Below are 15,630 nucleotides of genomic sequence, written 5' to 3' on the forward strand. Positions count from 1 at the left end.
GCGGGCCCTGCCGACGGGCCCCACGCACCACAAAGACAACAGGGTTGCCCATCATGTCCGCTGCGTCCCGTTCCCCGCTCCTTGGCCTTGCGCTGGCGCTCTCGGTTGCCGTGCCCGCGCTCGCGACGGGGCTTCTCGCCTCTCCGGCCCACGCCGAGCCGACCCGCGCCGAGATCGCGCGCTCGGTGCACCTGCGCGCGGATTGGCAGTACCTGACGCGCGGCATTGCCTGGCCCGCCAGCTGGACGCCGGACAGCACGGCCTTTTCCTACCGCCGCACGGTGGAAGGCGGCTTCGCCTTCGAGACGGTGACGCTGGACGGCCTGACCCGCGCGCCCTCCTTCGATCATGCCCGGCTCGCCGAAGGGCTGGGCCGGCTGCTCGGCCACGAGACCGCGCCGCTGCGCCTGCCGTTCGAGGAGTTCAGCTTCACCGACGCCGCGCGCCAGACGATCCGCTTCCATATCGATTACACGCCGTACGAATGCGGACTTGCCGATTACACCTGCCGCAAGATCGCCTATCCGGGCCGTCCGCGCGGCTTTGGCGTGGTGCGCGATCTCTCGGTGCCCGCCGACAATACCCCGCGTGTCTCACCCGATGGCGCGCTGGAGGCGCTGGTCGAGGACAGCAACCTCCTTGTGCGCAGCGCGCAAGGGGGCGAGGTGCGCCTGCGCACGGCGACAGGGACTGAAGGCAACTTCTACGATCCCGAGACCATCGCCTGGTCGCCCGACAGCCGCCACCTGATGATCTACCGCGTGCGCCCGGGCTATGCGCGCCAGGTCCTGCGCGTCGAGGCGGCGCCTGCGGGACAGCTGCAGCCGGGCCTGCAGACCCAGCTTTACCCCAAGCCCGGCGATGCCATCGACCAGGAGCAGCCCGTCCTCGTCGATGTGGCGACCGGCGTGGTGACCGAGATTGACCCCGCGCTCTTTCCCAACCCCTACGAACTCTCTGCCCCGCGCTGGCGGCGCGATGGTGAGAGCGCCGAGTTCGACTACATGCAGCGCGGTTTCCAAGAGGCCAAGGTGATTGCCGTCGACGCCGCCACGGGCCGCGCGCACGCCGCCGTGACGGAGACAGCGGACACCTTCGTCTTTGGCGAAAAGCGCTTCGTCCACGACGTCGACGGCCTCGGCAAGGAACTGCTCTGGACCTCCGAGCGCGATGGCAACCGCCACATCTACCTTGTCGATGGAAAGAGCGGGAAGGTGGCCCGTCAGATCACCAGGGGCGACTGGGTCGTGCGCGAGGTCGTGCGGGTGGACGATGCGGCGCGCCGGATCTGGTTTGCCGCAAGCGGCATGACCCCGGGCGAGGACCCTTACTTCGTGCACTATTACCGGGTTGATTTCGACGGGCGCAACCTTGTCGCCCTGACGCCCGAGAGGGCCAACCACCAGGCCCGCTTCGCGTCCGACATGCGCCATTTCGTCGACACCTATTCGCGCGTCGATGCGCCCGAAGTCACCGTGCTGCGCCGTGCCGAGGATGGCGCGAACGTGGCCGAGATCGCTCGAGGGGACATCACGCGGCTCACCGAAGCAGGCTTCCGGCCCCCGGAAGTCTTCACCGCCAAGGGGCGCGATGGCACGAGTGACATCTGGGGCCTTGTCGTGCGCCCGCGCGACTACGATCCGGCCAAGTCCTACCCGGTCATCGAGAACATCTACGCCGGGCCCCACGACAGCTTCGTGCCCAAGAGTTTCTGGCCCTTTGGCTACCATTCGGGCGGGGACAAGGTGATCGGGATGCAGGCGCTGGCGGACCTGGGCTTCATCGTCGTCCAGATCGACGGCATGGGGACGGCGAACCGCTCCAAGGCGTTCCACGACGTGGCCTGGAAGAACCTGGCCGATTCCGGCTTTCCCGACCGCATCGCCTGGCACCGTGCGCTCGCCGCGCGCGATCCTTCCTACGACATTTCGCGCGTGGGGATCTACGGCGCGTCGGCGGGCGGGCAGAGCACGCTCAACGCGCTCCTTTTCCATGGCGACTTCTACAAGGCGGGCTTTGCGCTCGCGGGCTGCTATGACAACCGCATGGACAAGATCAGCTGGAATGAGCAGTGGCTCGGCTGGCCGGTCGATGCGTCCTACCTTGCGGCCTCGGGCGTGGAGCACGCCGACAAGCTTCGGGGCCGCCTCTTCATGGTGGTGGGCGAGCAGGACAGCAACGTCGATCCCGCCTCGACGATGCAGGTGGTGGATGCGCTCATCACGGCGGACAAGGACTTCGACCTGCTGGTCGTGCCGGGCGGTGAGCATTCGACCGGCCGTTCGAGCGGCCCGATCGACTATGTGACGCGCCGCCAGTTCGACTTCTTCGTGGACGCGCTGCAGACCCACGGGGCCGAGGCCGCCGCGCTCTGATGGCCAAAGAGGGGGCGGGCGGCCCGCCCCCTCGTGGCGCTTACGCGGTGACGCGCAGCATCACCACGCCGTGGGCGGGGACTTCGTAGCTTCCCGCAAGGCCCGACGTGACCGCGCCCGACCACAGATCCTCGACCTTCGACACGCTCGCCAGCCCTGCATCGCCCGCGCTCATCGTCGCGGTGATCGGCGCCTCGGCGCGGTTGAAGAGAGCGAGTGCCACCGATCCGTCGGCGAGCGGCTTGGCCCAGACTTCGGTCGTACCCTCGGTGCGCACGGCTTGGCCCTGGATGCCGCGCGTGTCCTGATCGACCGCAATGACGCGGCGGTTGGCCAGGATCGCGAGCATGTCCGCGCTCGTCTCTCGCAGGTCATGGCCCATCATCAGCGGGGCGGCCGACATGGCCCAGAGCGACATGTGCGTGCGGTATTCGTCCGCGCTCATCCCGCCGTTGCCGATTTCCAGCATGTCGGGGTCGTTCCAGCCGTGGGGGCCGGCGTGCTCGGGCTTGCCGTTGTGATCAAAGCCGATTTGCGCCATCGTCTTGTAGTCGTCGGTGATGTCGCCAGTCGTGCGCCACAGTTCGCCGCCGACATCGCGGCCCCAGCTGCCGACCTCGAAGCGGCCGTACTCGCACAGCGAAAAGAGGATGTCGCGGCCCGTCTCGCGCAGCGCCTTGCCCATCTCGTAGTAGCTGCGCACCACGGTGTCGCGGTCGTTGTAGAACCACTCGCCCGAGCACAGGTCGTACTTGAGGTAATCGAAGCCCCAGTCGGCAAAGGTCTGCGCGTCCTGCTTCACGTGGCCGTAGCTGCCTTCATATCCCGCGCAGGTCTTGGGCCCCTGCGAGGAATAGATGCCGATCTTGAGGCCGCGCGCGTGGACGTAGTCGGTCAGCGCCTTCATGTCGGGGAACTTGGCGTTGGGCTGCAGCGCGCCGCTGGCATCGCGCGTGCCCTGCCAGCCATCGTCGATGTTGATGTAGGTGTAACCGGCATCGCGCAGGCCGGTTGCGACCATGGCGTCGGCCATCGCGCGCACCGTGGCATCGTCGATGTGCTCGTCGAACTTGTTCCAGCTCGACCAGCCCATCGGCGGGGTGGGGGCCAGCGTGCCGGGGATCGGCGCGCCCATTTCGGGCAGTTCGGTGAACGCGAAGGCGCGCGCCTTCGCGTCCTTCGCGGTGCCCTTGTGGCCGGTCTCGTCGATCTCGCTGAACCAGATCTGGCCGGTCAGCTGGACCTTTCCGTCCGCCATGGCGACGTGCCAGGTGCGGGTCGGGTGGTCCCAGTCGTTGATGTTGGTGGCCTCGAAGGTGAGCGTGCCATCTTCCATGCGCGCGTTTTGCATCGTGACCGGGCCATACCACTGGGTGGTGACTTCGCCCTCGATGGCATCGCCCTTGGAGCGTACCTCCATCATGGTGACACCGGGGCGGTCGGGGGCCTCGTCGAAGAGCCAGACGCCGTCAAACGGGGTCTTGGCCTGCGCGGCGGGCGCAAAGGGAAGGGCCACGGCGGCAAGCGCGGCGGCAATCACGGCGGAACGTGACACGGGAGGTCTCCTCAGGGTTCGTGGATGGCGGGGGCAGGACGCGCCGATGCGTCCTGCCCGGTATGCAGGGTCAGGCGCGCTGGGCGGCCAGATCTCGCCCGGCGCTGCTGCGCGGGCGGCTGTAGAGGCAGTAGAAGATCAGCCCGGCGACGTTCCAGATCGCAAAGCGGATGAGCGTGTCGGTGGGCAGGCTGAAGAGCAGGTAGGCGCAGCCCGCGATGGCGAGCGTGCCGACAAGGTAGGGCTGCGGGCAGCGGAACAGGCGCGGCAGCGCGGGCTCGCGGCGGCGCATGATCATGAGGCACGCGCCGACCGCGATGAAGGCGATGAGCGTGCCCGCGTTCGCCATCTCGGCGATCTTGTCGAGCGGGAAGATCCCCGCGACCAGCGCAATGGAGATGCCCGTCATCAGCGTGATGCGCGTGGGGGACCCCGTCTTCGGGTTGATCCGGGCAAGCGCGCGCGGCAGCAGCCCGTCGCGCGCCATGACGAAGAACACGCGGCTCTGCCCGTACATCATCACCAGGATGACAGACGGCAGCGCAATGATCGCGGCGAGCGCGATGACGTGCGCGGCAAAGGGCTGGTCGAGCGCGCGCAGCACCAGCGCGAGCGGCTCGGCGCTGTGGCCCAGCTCCTGGAACGGGAGCGCGCCCACGGCGGCAAAGGCCACCGCCATGTAGATCACCGTGCACACCAGCATCGAGCCGATGATGCCGATGGTAAGGTCGCGGCCCGGGTTCTTGGCTTCCTCGGCCGAGGTGGCCACCGCATCGAAGCCGTAGAAGGCAAAGAAGACGATGGCCGCGGCCGCCATGACCCCGCGCTTGGCGCCGCCGATCTCGCTGCTGCCAAAGCCATAGGGCATGAAGGGCTGGAGATTGTCGGTCTGGAAGGCGGGAAGGGCGATGGCCACGAAGACGCTGAGCGCGGCAAGCTTGATGATGACGAGGATGATGTTGAGCGTTGCGCTCTCGCGCGTGCCCCCGATCAGCATGCCCATGATGGCAAGCGCAACCAGGACGGCGGGCAGGTTGATGAGGCCGCCGGTGAACGGGCCTGTCAGCAGCATCTCGGCCAGCGGCACGCCCGCCGACTGGATCCAGCCGACCAGATAGCCCGACCAGCCCACCGCCACGGTCGAGCAGGCGAGCGAGTATTCCAGGATCAGGCTCCAGCCCACGATCCAGGCAACGGTCTCGCCCATGGCCGCGTAGCTGAAGGTATAGGCGCTGCCCGCCGCCGGAATGAGCGTCGCCATCTCGGCATAGGCGAGCGCCGCGCAGGCGCAGACCGCGCCCGCAATGGCGAAGGCCAGGATCACTGCGGGACCTGCACGCTCGGCGCCCACGCCTGTCAGCGTGTAGATACCCGTGCCGACGATGGCGCCGACCCCCAGGGCCACGAGGTGCGGCCAGCTCAGGGTCTTGGCAAGGCTATGCCCGGTTTCGCGGTGAGCGAGAGATTCGAGTGTCTTTCTCGGTCCGAGCATGCAGTCCCCTTGCTGTGCAGTGCGTCAGCCGGTCAGGCTGACGGCGAAATGGGCCCGAAGGTCTTCGAGCGTGTTGGCGATGTGATGGGTCAGCTGGGCGCGCACGGCGTCCTCGTCGCGCGCGAGCCAGGCGTCGAGCAGCCCCTTGTGCTCGGTGTGCGCGCGGTTGCCGCGTCCGGCGGGCTCCAGGTGGGCAATGACGTAGCGCTCGGCGAGCACTTCGAGGCGCTCGACCAGCTGGGTGGTGAGCAGGCGCTGCCCCGGGCGCACCAGCGTCACGTGGAATTCGCGGTTGCGCACGCCCACTTCGCTGAGCGCGGAATTGGCGGCCGTGTCGAGCCGTTCGAACGCGGCGATGGCGGCCTGCTGGTCTTCCTCGGTGGCCATGCGCGCGCCGCGTGCGGCGGCGACGGGCTCGAAGGCGAGGCGCAGCTCGTAGATTTCCTCGGCCTGGTCGCTCGTCATCGGCTGGACGAACCAGCCGCGGTTGGGCTGGCTGGTGAGGAGGCCCTCATGCTCGAGGCGGGCGAGCGCTTCGCGCAGCGGGATCTTGCTGACCCCCAGCTCCTTGGCGAGCGCGTCCTGGCGGACCGGCTCCATGACCGAAAGCTTGCCTTCGATGATCCGCTCGCGGATGACTTCGAAAATCCGCTCTGCCAGTGTCCGAACTACAATTGTCACGACTCAAATCTCCAGGAATGCATCACGCCCGCAGGGCGCATGCGACAACCGTATAACGTAGACGGTTGTTCCGGTTCCCGCAAATGAACCTTTGGGCAGGGCTCCACCCTGGGCAGGCCGAGTGTCGGGAAGGGACAATTTGCGGGTCATTGAGTCTTGCTGCCTCGTGGAATTAGATATACCGTATACGAAATAAGTTTGTGGTCAACGGAGTTTTTGATGGGGCACGTGGGGATCATCGGCGGCGGAGTTGTGGGCTTGTCCGCAGGGCTGGCGCTGCTCAAGGCGGGCCACCGCGTCACCCTCCTCGACAACGATCCCGGCGCCGCCGCCCCGTCCTGGGGCAACGCCGGGCACATCGCGGTCGAGCAGGTCGCTCCGCTGGCCTCGATGGAGCAGGTGCGTAGCGTACCGGGGCGTCTGTTCGCCGCAGGCGGTCCGCTCGCGCTGCCCCCGCGTGAGATCGCGACCTGGCTTCCCTTCACCACACGCCTTCTGGGCGCGTCGGGTGCGAAGCGCTTTGCGGCGGGGCGCACGGCCCTCTCCCGGCTGCTGGCTGAGGCGCTTCCCGCCTGGCGCGCGCAAGTGGAGGATATCGGCGTACCGGACCTGCTGCGCGAAGGCGGGCACCTGGTGACCTGGCTGGACGAACGCGCCGCGCGGGAAGGCGCGCGCGATCTTGCGGCGGCGGACACGGGCACCGCCAGCGCCGCACCCGCCTCGGCAGCGGACCTGGCGCGTCTTTCGGCGCTCGGTGCCGCGCACCCTGCAGGCGCCATGCGCTTTACCGGCACCGCGCAGATCGCCGATCTGGATGAACTGCGCGGGGCGCTTCACGCCGCCTTTGCCGCGCGCGGCGGCGCGCGGATCGAGGGGGAGGGACGCCTGGTGCGCGAGGGCCGACGCATTTCCATCGCGGGCGTCGAGTGTGACCAGGTGGTGGTCTGCGCGGGCGTACGCTCGGGCGCGCTGCTGGCGCCGGTCGGCCACAAGGTGCCGCTCATTGCCGAGCGGGGCTATCACGTGCGCGCCGACGCGCAGCACTGGCCCGAGGATCTGCCGCCCGTCGTCTACGAGGAGCGCGCGATGATCGTCACGCGCTACCGCACGTGCGTGCAGGCGGCGAGCTTTGTCGAGTTCGCGCGCGCCGATGCCCCCGCCGACCCGCGCAAGTGGGCGCGGCTGGAACGCCATATCGCCGAGCTTGGCCTGCCGATCACCGGGCCGTTCCAGCGCTGGATGGGCGCACGCCCGACCCTGCCCGACTATCTGCCCGCGATTGGCCGTTCGGACCGCGCGGATAACCTCTACTACGCCTTCGGGCACCAGCACCTGGGGCTGACGCTGGCCGCTGTCACCGGACGGCTCGTGACCGAGATGCTCGATGGTCGCCGCACCAGCCTGCCGCTCGCGCCCTTCGACCTTTCCCGTTTTGCCTGACCTCTTGCCCACACGTGAAGCGGCGCTCGGCCCGCTCGCGTGGCAGACCTGGATGATGCCCGGATGACTTCCCCCCGTGTCCGTTTCGCCGCTTCTACCGGCCCGTCCAAGGCCTCGCGCCGCGCGCTTCTGAAAACGCGCCGCGCGCTCCTGAAAGGCGGTGTCGGCGCGCTGGCGCTGCCCGCGCTCGCCCCGTCCATGGCCCGCGCGGTCGAGCCGGGCGTGCGCCGCGTCAACCGGGCGCTGGCGCAGGAGGGGGCGGCCTTCGTGACCGGGTGCGAGGGCGGCTGCGTCACCAGTCTGCTTGCCGCAGGCCACGAGGCGCTCGGCGACTTCATTCGCGCTGGCGGACGTCTGGGCGAGGTGCGCGGACGCTTCCGCCTCGGCGGGGGCGAATGGCGCACCTTCGCCACCACGGCGCTGGCGGGCGACGTCGCAGAGGCGACCGCGAACACGCTCGCCACCCGCTATGCGCTGGGCGCAGACCTGGTCCTTGTCGTAGCTTCGCGCTGGAGGGGGGCGATCTTGCCCTCACGCTCGACCTTGCGAACACGGGCGGCGAGGCGCTCGAACTGGGCGATCTGGCTCTGGGCCTGCCGATCAACGAGCTGCAGGCAAGCGACGGCAAGGACCCGCAGGGGCTCTTGAAGCACAGCTTCATCTCGGGCGCGGGCTCGCACGTGTTCTGGCAGCGCAAGGACAGCGCGACGCCCTGGCTGGCGATGTTTCCGCAGGAGGGCAGCGCGCTCGAATACTGGGAGGCTTTCGCCGCGAGGGCCCCTGCTACCAGGTCTATTTCCACGCCGCGTGCGCGGTAGATGAGGTGCGCAAGGCCCATTCGCGCTGGCGCCTTCCCGCGACCTCGCTCCACCTTGCCCCAGGCGCGCGCGCGCAGCGCGGCGTGACCTTTGCGCTGGTCGAAGGCTATGCCCAGATGCGCGCCGCGATTGCCGATCGCGGCCTGGTCGATGTCGAGCTGAGCCCGGGCATGACCGTGCCCAGCGACCTTGCGGTCACGCTCTCGCTGGGCTCGCGCATTCCGGTCGCCCGGATCGAGGCCGAGCATCCCGGCGACACGCGCATCACCTCGCTGGGAACGCGCGCGGGACGCCAGCTCTACCGCGTGGAACTTGCACGGCTGGGCGAGAACCACCTGACGCTGGTGCAGGAAAACGGCGCGCGCACGACGCTGGAATTCTTCGCGACCGAGCCGGTCGAGACGATGATCGCCAAGCGCGGCGCCTTCATCGCCGCCCACCGCCACACCGATCCCGCCACGTGGTACAACGGGCTTCTCGCCGAATGGAACATGCAGAGCGAGGTGCTGCTGGGCCCCGACAACTACGACCGCATCGGGGGCTGGCGCATCTACGAGGTGACCTGCGATGATCCGGGCCTGTCCAAGCCCGCGTTCCTCGGCGCCAAGCTTGCCGAATACCCCGTTCAGGCCGAGATCGATGCGCTCGACGAGTATATCGCGCACTTCGTCTGGGGCGGCCTCCAGCAGACGACCGAGGAGCCCTGGCCTTACGGCATCTACGGCATCCTCGACTGGAAGCGGAACCGCGAGAGCGAGGACCCCGGCCCCAAGGGGCGCGAGCACCTGTGGCGCACCTACGATTACCCGCACATCGTCGTCATGTACTTCGGGATGTACCGCGCCGCGCGGCTCCATCCGGGCGTCTCGACACGACTTTCGGCCGACGCATACCTTGAACGCGCCTTTGGTACCGCGCGCGCGATGTTCACCGTGCCCGACACGCTGGTCGGCTGGGACGCGAACAATATCGGCTACTACAACGAGATCGTCCTGCCCGAGCTCATCGACGCGCTCGAGGCTGAAGGCAAGGATGTCTGGGCGGGCGAGCTGCGCGGCTTCTGGGAGCGCAAGGTGCGCCACTTCGTGGAGGAGGTGGAGGACCTCTTCGTCTCGGAATACGCCTTCGATTCCACCGGCTTTGAATCGACGCAGGCCATGGCCCGTTACGCGCTGGAGCGGCCCGGCACCTTCGCGCCCGAGCGCGCCCGCGCCTTTCGCGAGCGCCAGTTTGCCGCCAACCTGTTCTGCCGGGGCTGGCTGGAGCCTTCCTACTATTACCTGGGCAGCGATTACCGCGGGCAGGGCGGCGATGCCTATACGCTGACCTACATGGCGCAGATGGGCGGCTGGGGCGTGCTCGACTACGCGCTCCACGATGCGCCGGACCCCCACGCGCTGCTGCGTCTTGGGCATGCCTCGACGCTGAGCAGCTGGGCGCTACTCAACAGCGGGACACCCGAAAGCGGGCATGGCTACTGGTATCCGGGCAAGGCCAACGACGGCGCGGCGGGCGGCGGGTTCGAGCCCGCGGCGCTGGGGCAGACCTGGCTCGACCAGCCGCACTGGCACGGGTCCTGGTACTATTCGTGCGAGATCGACCTGGGGTTCTGCGGGGCCTTGCGCGCGGCCGCGACGACCCTTGCCGACGATCCGCTGCTGGGGCGCATCGCCCACAGCGGCAGCCTTGAGGAGGCAGGGGGGAGCTTGCGCGTGGTCCCGCGCGACGGGGTGCGCCGCCGTTTCCACGTCCGCCTTCAGGACGCGGCGTTCGATCTGCAGCTGGCACCCGGTGTCCGCTTCGCGCGCGAGGAGGCCATCGAAGTAGTGTCCTCGGGCACGCGGTGCCGTGTCGTGCTCGAACACGCGGCGGGCCCTGCGCGCACCAGCCTGCTCACGCTCGGGCGTGGGCGGGAGCAGGGGCGTGGCTTGCGCATCGACGGGGCAGCGCGCGATCTGGATGCGCGCGGACGCGTTGCGCTGGAGATCGCGCAGGGCACCACGCGCACGGTGGTCGATCTCGCCTTCGCCTGAGCGGCGGGAAATTCGCATTCCGGACAGCGGCGCGCGCAAAGCCTGACAGGGAGGGCCTTTTCGGGCTAGGGCGACCGGTGCGCAGCTTTGCCCCTCTGTTGGAATGAGAAGACCCGCAATGACCCCGCCCTCCACGCCGCTTCCAGTGACACCCAGTTTCCGCCTCGACGGGCGCCGCGCGGTGGTGACGGGGGCAGGCCGCGGGATCGGCCTTGCCGCCGCGGCCGCGCTGGCCGAGGCGGGGGCCGAGGTGACTCTGGTGGCGCGCACCGGACGCGAGATCGAGGCCGCCGCCAGCCAGTTGCGCGCGGCGGGCTACCGGGCCGAGGCCGCCCCGCTCGATGTCTCGGACACGGGCGCGGTGCGCGCCTTCTTTGCCGCGCGCGAACCTTTCCATGTCCTCCTCAACAACGCGGGCACCAACCGTCCCAAGCCGATGTGGGAGGCAAGCGAAGATGATTTCGATGCGGTCATGGATCTCACGTCCGGGCCGCGTTCTTCGTCGCGCAGGCCTGCGTGGAGCGGATGATGGCGACGGGCACCAAGGGTAGCCTCATCCACATGGGCTCGCAGATGGGCCATGTGGGCGGCCCCAACCGCGCGCTCTACTGCGCCAGCAAGTGGGCGCTGGAGGGCATGAACAAGGCCTTCGCGCTGGACCTCGCCGCCCACGGCATCCGCTCCAACACGATTGCCCCGACCTTCATCGAAACCCCTCTTACCAAACCCTATTTCGAGGACCCGGCGTTCAAGGCCAGTGTCCTGGAGAAGATCAAGATCGGCCGCATCGGCGCGCCCGAGGACCTGATGGGCGCGGTGCTGTTCCTGGCGGGCGATGCCTCGGCGATGATGACCGGCACGAGCCTTGTCGTCGATGGTGGCTGGACCGCCGAGTAGCCATAAGTTCAGGCTAAGTATCATCCGATCCCGCGCGTCTCGCAAGGCGCTTGATCGCGATCAAGAACGGGGCTTTCCCGCGCGCCTATCCTCGTTTCCGATCTAACAGGACCGGATAAAGAGGATAGCCCGAATGACCTTAGCACCCGATACCCCGCCGCCGCCGGGCGACAGCGCGCCGATCTTCGGCACGCATCTGTTTGATGGCTGCGCGGCGGCCAAGGGCTACGCGCTCAACGCCATGTGCTTCTCCTTCAACGAGGCGGCCAACCGCGAGGCCTTCCTCGCCGACGAGGACGCTTATTGCCAGCGCTATGGCCTGAGCGCCGAGCAACTCGCCGCGGTGCGCGCGCGCAATGTCCTCGCCATGATCGAGGCGGGCGGCAACATCTACTACCTTGCCAAGCTGGCGGGCATCTTCGGCCTCAACGTGCAGGACGTGGGCGCGCAGCAGACCGGCATGAGCGTGGACGAATTCAAGGCGATGCTGCTCGCGCAGGGTCGCAAGGCCGGGGAGGACTGAGACCATGGCGCGGATCATCGGAGGTTATTTCACCAGCCACGTGCCCGCCATCGGCGGCGCCATCGTGCGCGGCGACCAGGAAGAGCCCTACTGGAAGCCCTTCTTCGACGGCTTCCCGCCCGTGCGCGAATGGCTGGAGGCCGAGCGTCCCGACGTGGCGGTGTGCTTCTACAACGACCACGGCCTCAACTTCTTCCTCGACAAGATGCCGACTTTCGCGGTGGGCGCGGCGCACGAATACCGCAACGAGGACGAGGGCTGGGGCCTGCCGCTGTTCAAGTCCTTCGCGGGCCATCCGGACCTCAGCTGGCACATCATCGAGCAGCTGGTGGGCGATGAGTTCGACGTGACGACCTGCCAGTCGATGCTGGTCGACCACGCGCTCTCGATCCCCTTCGAGCTCGCCTATCCCGACGCGCAGGAATGGCCCCTGAAGCTGGTGCCGATCGCGATCAACACGGTGCAGTATCCGCTGCCTTCGGCCAAGCGCTGTCTCGCGCTCGGCCAGGCCGTCCACCGTGCGCTGGCAAGCTGGCAGGGGGCCGAGAAGATCGTGGTGATCGGTACGGGCGGCCTCTCGCACCAGCTGGACGGCGAACGTGCGGGCTTCGTCAATCCCGACTACGACCGCTTCTGCATGGACAGCCTGGCCGCCAACCCGGAAGCGATCTGCGTCGACAGCACGAAGGAGATCGTGCGCAAGTCGGGCTCGCAAGGGGTGGAGATCCTCAACTGGATCGCCGCACGCGGCGCGCTGGGCGCGGCGCCTGCGCGCGAGACGCACCGCAACTACCACATCCCGATCTCGAACACGGCGGCGGCGACGATGCTGCTGGAGACTGCCTGACCGGCGTTCGCATGAGACAAAGGCCAGGAGCCCCGCCGAACCTGTCTATCGGCGGGGCTCTCGTGTGTGCCGGGCTCAGCCGCCTGCGGCCAGGAAGGCACGGAACGGGGCGAGGCCGGGGACGTGGCTGGCGCTCCCGCCATCGCAGACCAGCACTTCGCCGGTCACGTTGCGCGCCGCGTCCGAGGCGAGGAAGGCGACCGCCTCGGCAATGTCCTCGGGCGCGCCAAGCCGGTCGCGCAGGGTCTCGGCCTCGACAGCTTCCCGAAGGCCTGCGGGGAAGGCTTCGAGCAGCGAGGGCGTGACCGTCATTCCCGGGGCAACCGCGTTGCAGCGCACGCCATGGACGCCGTGGCTGGCGGCAATGGCGCGTGTCATCTGGATGATCGCGGCCTTCGAGGAGGAATAGGCGGCCTGCACGATGTGGCCCTGCAGGGCGAGGTTGGTGACCGTGTTGACGATGTTGCCCTTGCTCGCGCGCAAGTGCGGCAGCGCGGTGCGGCAGGCGATCATGGTGCCGCGCACGTTGATCGCGAAGGTACGGTCCCAGAACGCGGTGTCCATGCTCTCGACATCGGTATCGGCGAGCGCGACGTCGGGGCCGAGCAGCGCGGCGTTGTTGTGGAGCACGTCGAGGCGCCCGAAGTGCGCGAGCGTTTCCTCGACCATGTTCTCGACCGACTGCGGGTCTTCCAGGTCGACCTCGAGGGCATGCGCGCCGGGCAGTTCGCGCGCGAGATCTATCGCACGCGCAAAGGCGATGTCGGCGATGGCGACCTTGGCGCCGCGCGCGGTCAGAAGGCGCGCGGTCGCGCCGCCGATCCCGCCCGCGCCGCCAGTGACGATGGCGACCTTCCCGTCCATGCGGATTGCGTCCCTTGCCATGTTCCTCTCCTCTTCCTCAGGTGTTTTCCCCTGCATAGGGATCGGGGCGGGCAGCGAAAGTCGGTACTTTTTCCACCCCCCTGAGGATCAGGCCCGCGTGATGCGGCGAATCGCGTCCCTGCTCCGGGGCGGAGCGCGAGGCGCCAGCGGGTCTCCCTATCCGCGTGGCGGGCAGCTCTATCCGCTCTTCGAGCGCCAAGGTTAACGCGCTTTTGCGCGTGCGCTCTGGCGTGCGTTCGCGGACTTTGCCGCGGCGGCACCTGCAAAAGGTGTGCTAAATTATATCGCTTTATTTCAGATAGATAGAATGCTTCTGAATTGCCGGCCGCCTACAAACATTCGTGGCGTGGACATTCTGGGCGTTCGCCGTCGATCCTGCGGACAAAGCCAAGCAGCTTTCACGAGGGCGCCGCCGCGTTTTCGTCCCCGTCCGGTCACGAGGCCGGGCTCGGGGGAGCTTCCGGGCAGATGGCATGCATGGGGGCATGCCTTCTGCCGGGGGAACGGGGCGGCCCACCGACAACAACGACGACACCAGGGGGAAGCATGAAGATCAGGACCAGGAACACGCTGCTGGCAAGCGCGATGGCGCTGGCGCCGCTCATGATGGCGAGCGGCGGCACGGCATGGGCGCAGGAAGCGCCGACGGCCGCCGAGGACGAGGCCGCGACGCGCACGCCGGGCGTCATCACCGTGACCGCGCGCAAGCGCTCGGAAAGCGCGCTCGATGTGCCCGTGGCGATCAGCGCCTATTCGGGCGAGGACCTCAACGCGCTCAACGTGCAGACGGTCGAGGAACTGACCGCGATCACGCCGGGCATGAATCTCAACAACTCGATTGCCGGCTCGGCGCGTTCGGACCGCAGCCAGACCGCGCTCATCATTCGCGGCATGGCGCCCAGCCGCGGCAACCGGACCAGCTCGACGTTCGTCAACGGCGTTCCCATTTCCGATGGCACGGTGACGGGCATCTTCGATTTCGACCATGTCGAAGTGCTCAAGGGCCCGCAGAGCGCCTACTTCGGCCGCCAGACCTTTGCCGGCGCGATCAACATGGTGACCGCGCAGCCGACCGACTACTTCACCGGCTACGTCAGCGCCCTTGGCGGCTCGCGCGACTACCTGGACCTGCGCGGCGCGGTGGGCGGTCCGATCGTGCCGGGCGTGCTCTCGTTCCGGGCGAGCGGGCGCTACTTCACCCGCGACGGGTCGTGGACGAACAACGCGATGCCCGGCGAGATGCTGGGCGACCAGTCGACCCGCAGCGGCTCGCTCCAGCTGGATTTCACGCCGACCGACAATCTCTCGGTCAAGCTCTTCGGCATGATCGCGCACGACGATGACGGCGCGGGCGCGACCGGCGTGCTGCTGCCCGAGCAGGCCAACTGCGCGATCGGCGGCAATCCCTTCTTCTGCGGGCAGCTGCCCGACCTCTTACCCGGTCAGCCGAGCGCGAATACTGAGATCACGCCGGGTCTCCAGGAGATGTTCGCCAACTATTCGCCAATCATGTCGCAGGACGAGAACATCGACCACTACGGCATGGTGCGCGACAGCAACCATTTCAGCGCGACGGTCGAATACGTCACCGACAGCGGCATCAGCCTGACCAGCATGACCGGTCTCAACCGCAATTCCTAGACCGTTCTCTATCCCATCACGGGCGTCGCCTCGCCCTATGAAAACACCTTCACGAACGACGAGTTCGCGATGGAGAACACCGACTGGCCCTTCACCATCCAGCACCGCCAGAAGGACTTCTCGCAGGAATTCCGGGTCTCGTCCGATCCCGACGCGCGCCTGCGCTGGATGGCGGGCGGCAGCTACCTGTGGGCCAAGGGCTATGAAGGCTACGCGCAGCTCTACTTCTTCAGCGGATTGTCCTCGGACTTCTCCTCGACCAGCGAGAACGAGACCTGGGGCGGCTTCTTCGGGCTGTCCTATGACCTGACCGACACCATCACGATCGACCTCGACGGGCGCTACCAGTCCGACACGATCATGAGCCGCGACGGCGCGACCGACGTGATCGGCTACGAGAAGACCTACAATAACTTTCTCCCGCGCGTCAGCGTGCAGAGAGG

Annotated in this window: 14 protein-coding genes and 1 pseudogene; 11 read left to right on the forward strand and 4 right to left on the reverse strand. The window is 68.0% G+C overall.

The window, feature by feature from the left end; all coding sequences use genetic code 11:
• Positions 1-53: 53 nt before the first annotated feature.
• Positions 54-2,375 carry a DPP IV N-terminal domain-containing protein gene (locus MBENS4_RS11060; protein WP_084592147.1) on the forward strand — a complete coding sequence of 774 codons (2,322 nt, stop codon included), beginning with the start codon at positions 54-56 and terminating at the stop codon, positions 2,373-2,375.
• A gap of 40 nt (positions 2,376-2,415) precedes the next feature.
• Here the strand turns inward: MBENS4_RS11060 and MBENS4_RS11065 are convergent, their stop codons facing one another.
• The 3 genes from MBENS4_RS11065 to MBENS4_RS11075 form a co-directional block, all read right to left on the reverse strand.
• Positions 2,416-3,930, reverse strand: coding sequence for a glycoside hydrolase family 27 protein (locus MBENS4_RS11065; RefSeq protein ID WP_242404874.1), 1,515 nt, complete (start codon positions 3,928-3,930; stop codon positions 2,416-2,418).
• Between the two features lie 70 nt (positions 3,931-4,000).
• Positions 4,001-5,422 carry an amino acid permease gene (locus tag MBENS4_RS11070; protein WP_039390749.1) on the reverse strand — a complete coding sequence of 474 codons (1,422 nt, stop codon included), beginning with the start codon at positions 5,420-5,422 and terminating at the stop codon, positions 4,001-4,003.
• A gap of 24 nt (positions 5,423-5,446) precedes the next feature.
• Entirely contained in the window at positions 5,447-6,103 is a 657-nt protein-coding gene (locus MBENS4_RS11075) for a GntR family transcriptional regulator (protein ID WP_039390751.1), read from the reverse strand.
• Positions 6,104-6,322: 219 nt separating this feature from the next.
• Between MBENS4_RS11075 and MBENS4_RS11080 the strand changes: the two genes are divergently transcribed.
• The 8 genes from MBENS4_RS11080 (at position 6,323) to MBENS4_RS11100 (ending at position 12,661) form a co-directional block, all read left to right on the forward strand.
• A complete protein-coding gene (locus tag MBENS4_RS11080; RefSeq protein ID WP_039390753.1) occupies positions 6,323-7,543 on the forward strand; it encodes an NAD(P)/FAD-dependent oxidoreductase in 1,221 nt (406 codons plus the stop codon).
• Positions 7,544-7,606: 63 nt separating this feature from the next.
• Complete coding sequence (locus tag MBENS4_RS24120; RefSeq protein ID WP_052322205.1) at positions 7,607-8,191, forward strand: hypothetical protein; 585 nt, start codon at positions 7,607-7,609, stop codon at positions 8,189-8,191.
• Complete coding sequence (locus MBENS4_RS25810; RefSeq protein WP_159108051.1) at positions 8,188-8,361, forward strand: hypothetical protein; 174 nt, start codon at positions 8,188-8,190, stop codon at positions 8,359-8,361. Before MBENS4_RS24120 ends, MBENS4_RS25810 begins: the two co-directional genes overlap by 4 nt.
• A gap of 5 nt (positions 8,362-8,366) precedes the next feature.
• Positions 8,367-10,394, forward strand: a complete 2,028-nt coding sequence (locus MBENS4_RS11085; RefSeq protein WP_052322206.1) for a DUF5695 domain-containing protein — start codon at positions 8,367-8,369, stop codon at positions 10,392-10,394.
• Positions 10,395-10,512: 118 nt separating this feature from the next.
• A complete protein-coding gene (locus MBENS4_RS27585; RefSeq protein WP_255352650.1) occupies positions 10,513-10,923 on the forward strand; it encodes an SDR family NAD(P)-dependent oxidoreductase in 411 nt (136 codons plus the stop codon).
• Positions 10,920-11,291, forward strand: coding sequence for an SDR family oxidoreductase (locus MBENS4_RS27590; RefSeq protein WP_255352651.1), 372 nt, complete (start codon positions 10,920-10,922; stop codon positions 11,289-11,291). The genes MBENS4_RS27585 and MBENS4_RS27590 overlap by 4 nt, the downstream gene beginning before the upstream one ends.
• Before the next feature lie 133 nt (positions 11,292-11,424).
• Complete coding sequence (locus MBENS4_RS11095) at positions 11,425-11,814, forward strand: protocatechuate 4,5-dioxygenase subunit alpha (protein WP_052322207.1); 390 nt, start codon at positions 11,425-11,427, stop codon at positions 11,812-11,814.
• Positions 11,815-11,818: 4 nt separating this feature from the next.
• Entirely contained in the window at positions 11,819-12,661 is an 843-nt protein-coding gene (locus MBENS4_RS11100) for a class III extradiol dioxygenase family protein (RefSeq protein ID WP_039390755.1), read from the forward strand.
• A 75-nt stretch (positions 12,662-12,736) separates the two neighbouring features.
• Here MBENS4_RS11100 and MBENS4_RS11105 read toward each other — a convergent pair whose 3' ends face one another.
• Entirely contained in the window at positions 12,737-13,546 is an 810-nt protein-coding gene (locus tag MBENS4_RS11105; RefSeq protein ID WP_039390757.1) for an SDR family NAD(P)-dependent oxidoreductase, read from the reverse strand.
• Between the two features lie 546 nt (positions 13,547-14,092).
• On the opposite strand from MBENS4_RS11105, the gene MBENS4_RS11110 reads away from it, so the two are divergent.
• Entirely contained in the window at positions 14,093-15,187 is a 1,095-nt protein-coding gene (locus tag MBENS4_RS11110; protein ID WP_039390759.1) for a TonB-dependent receptor, read from the forward strand.
• Between the two features lie 69 nt (positions 15,188-15,256).
• Positions 15,257-15,630 (forward strand): annotated as a pseudogene (locus MBENS4_RS11115) (TonB-dependent receptor); the annotation flags it as partial.

The sequence above is a fragment of the Novosphingobium sp. MBES04 genome (assembly GCF_000813185.1).
In the GTDB taxonomy this organism is placed as follows: Bacteria; Pseudomonadota; Alphaproteobacteria; order Sphingomonadales; family Sphingomonadaceae; genus Novosphingobium; species Novosphingobium decolorationis.

Bases quoted from the DNA above. Each gene is read 5' to 3' on its own strand.
- MBENS4_RS11105 (WP_039390757.1), bottom strand. From the start codon at position 13,546: ATGGCAAGGGACGCAATCCGCATGGACGGGAAGGTCGCCATCGTCACT.
- MBENS4_RS11110 (WP_039390759.1), top strand. From the start codon at position 14,093: ATGAAGATCAGGACCAGGAACACGCTGCTGGCAAGCGCGATGGCGCTG.
- MBENS4_RS27590 (WP_255352651.1), top strand. From the start codon at position 10,920: ATGATGGCGACGGGCACCAAGGGTAGCCTCATCCACATGGGCTCGCAG.
- MBENS4_RS11060 (WP_084592147.1), top strand. From the start codon at position 54: ATGTCCGCTGCGTCCCGTTCCCCGCTCCTTGGCCTTGCGCTGGCGCTC.
- MBENS4_RS24120 (WP_052322205.1), top strand. From the start codon at position 7,607: ATGACTTCCCCCCGTGTCCGTTTCGCCGCTTCTACCGGCCCGTCCAAG.
- MBENS4_RS11070 (WP_039390749.1), bottom strand. From the start codon at position 5,422: ATGCTCGGACCGAGAAAGACACTCGAATCTCTCGCTCACCGCGAAACC.
- MBENS4_RS11080 (WP_039390753.1), top strand. From the start codon at position 6,323: ATGGGGCACGTGGGGATCATCGGCGGCGGAGTTGTGGGCTTGTCCGCA.
- MBENS4_RS11100 (WP_039390755.1), top strand. From the start codon at position 11,819: ATGGCGCGGATCATCGGAGGTTATTTCACCAGCCACGTGCCCGCCATC.
- MBENS4_RS11095 (WP_052322207.1), top strand. From the start codon at position 11,425: ATGACCTTAGCACCCGATACCCCGCCGCCGCCGGGCGACAGCGCGCCG.
- MBENS4_RS27585 (WP_255352650.1), top strand. From the start codon at position 10,513: ATGACCCCGCCCTCCACGCCGCTTCCAGTGACACCCAGTTTCCGCCTC.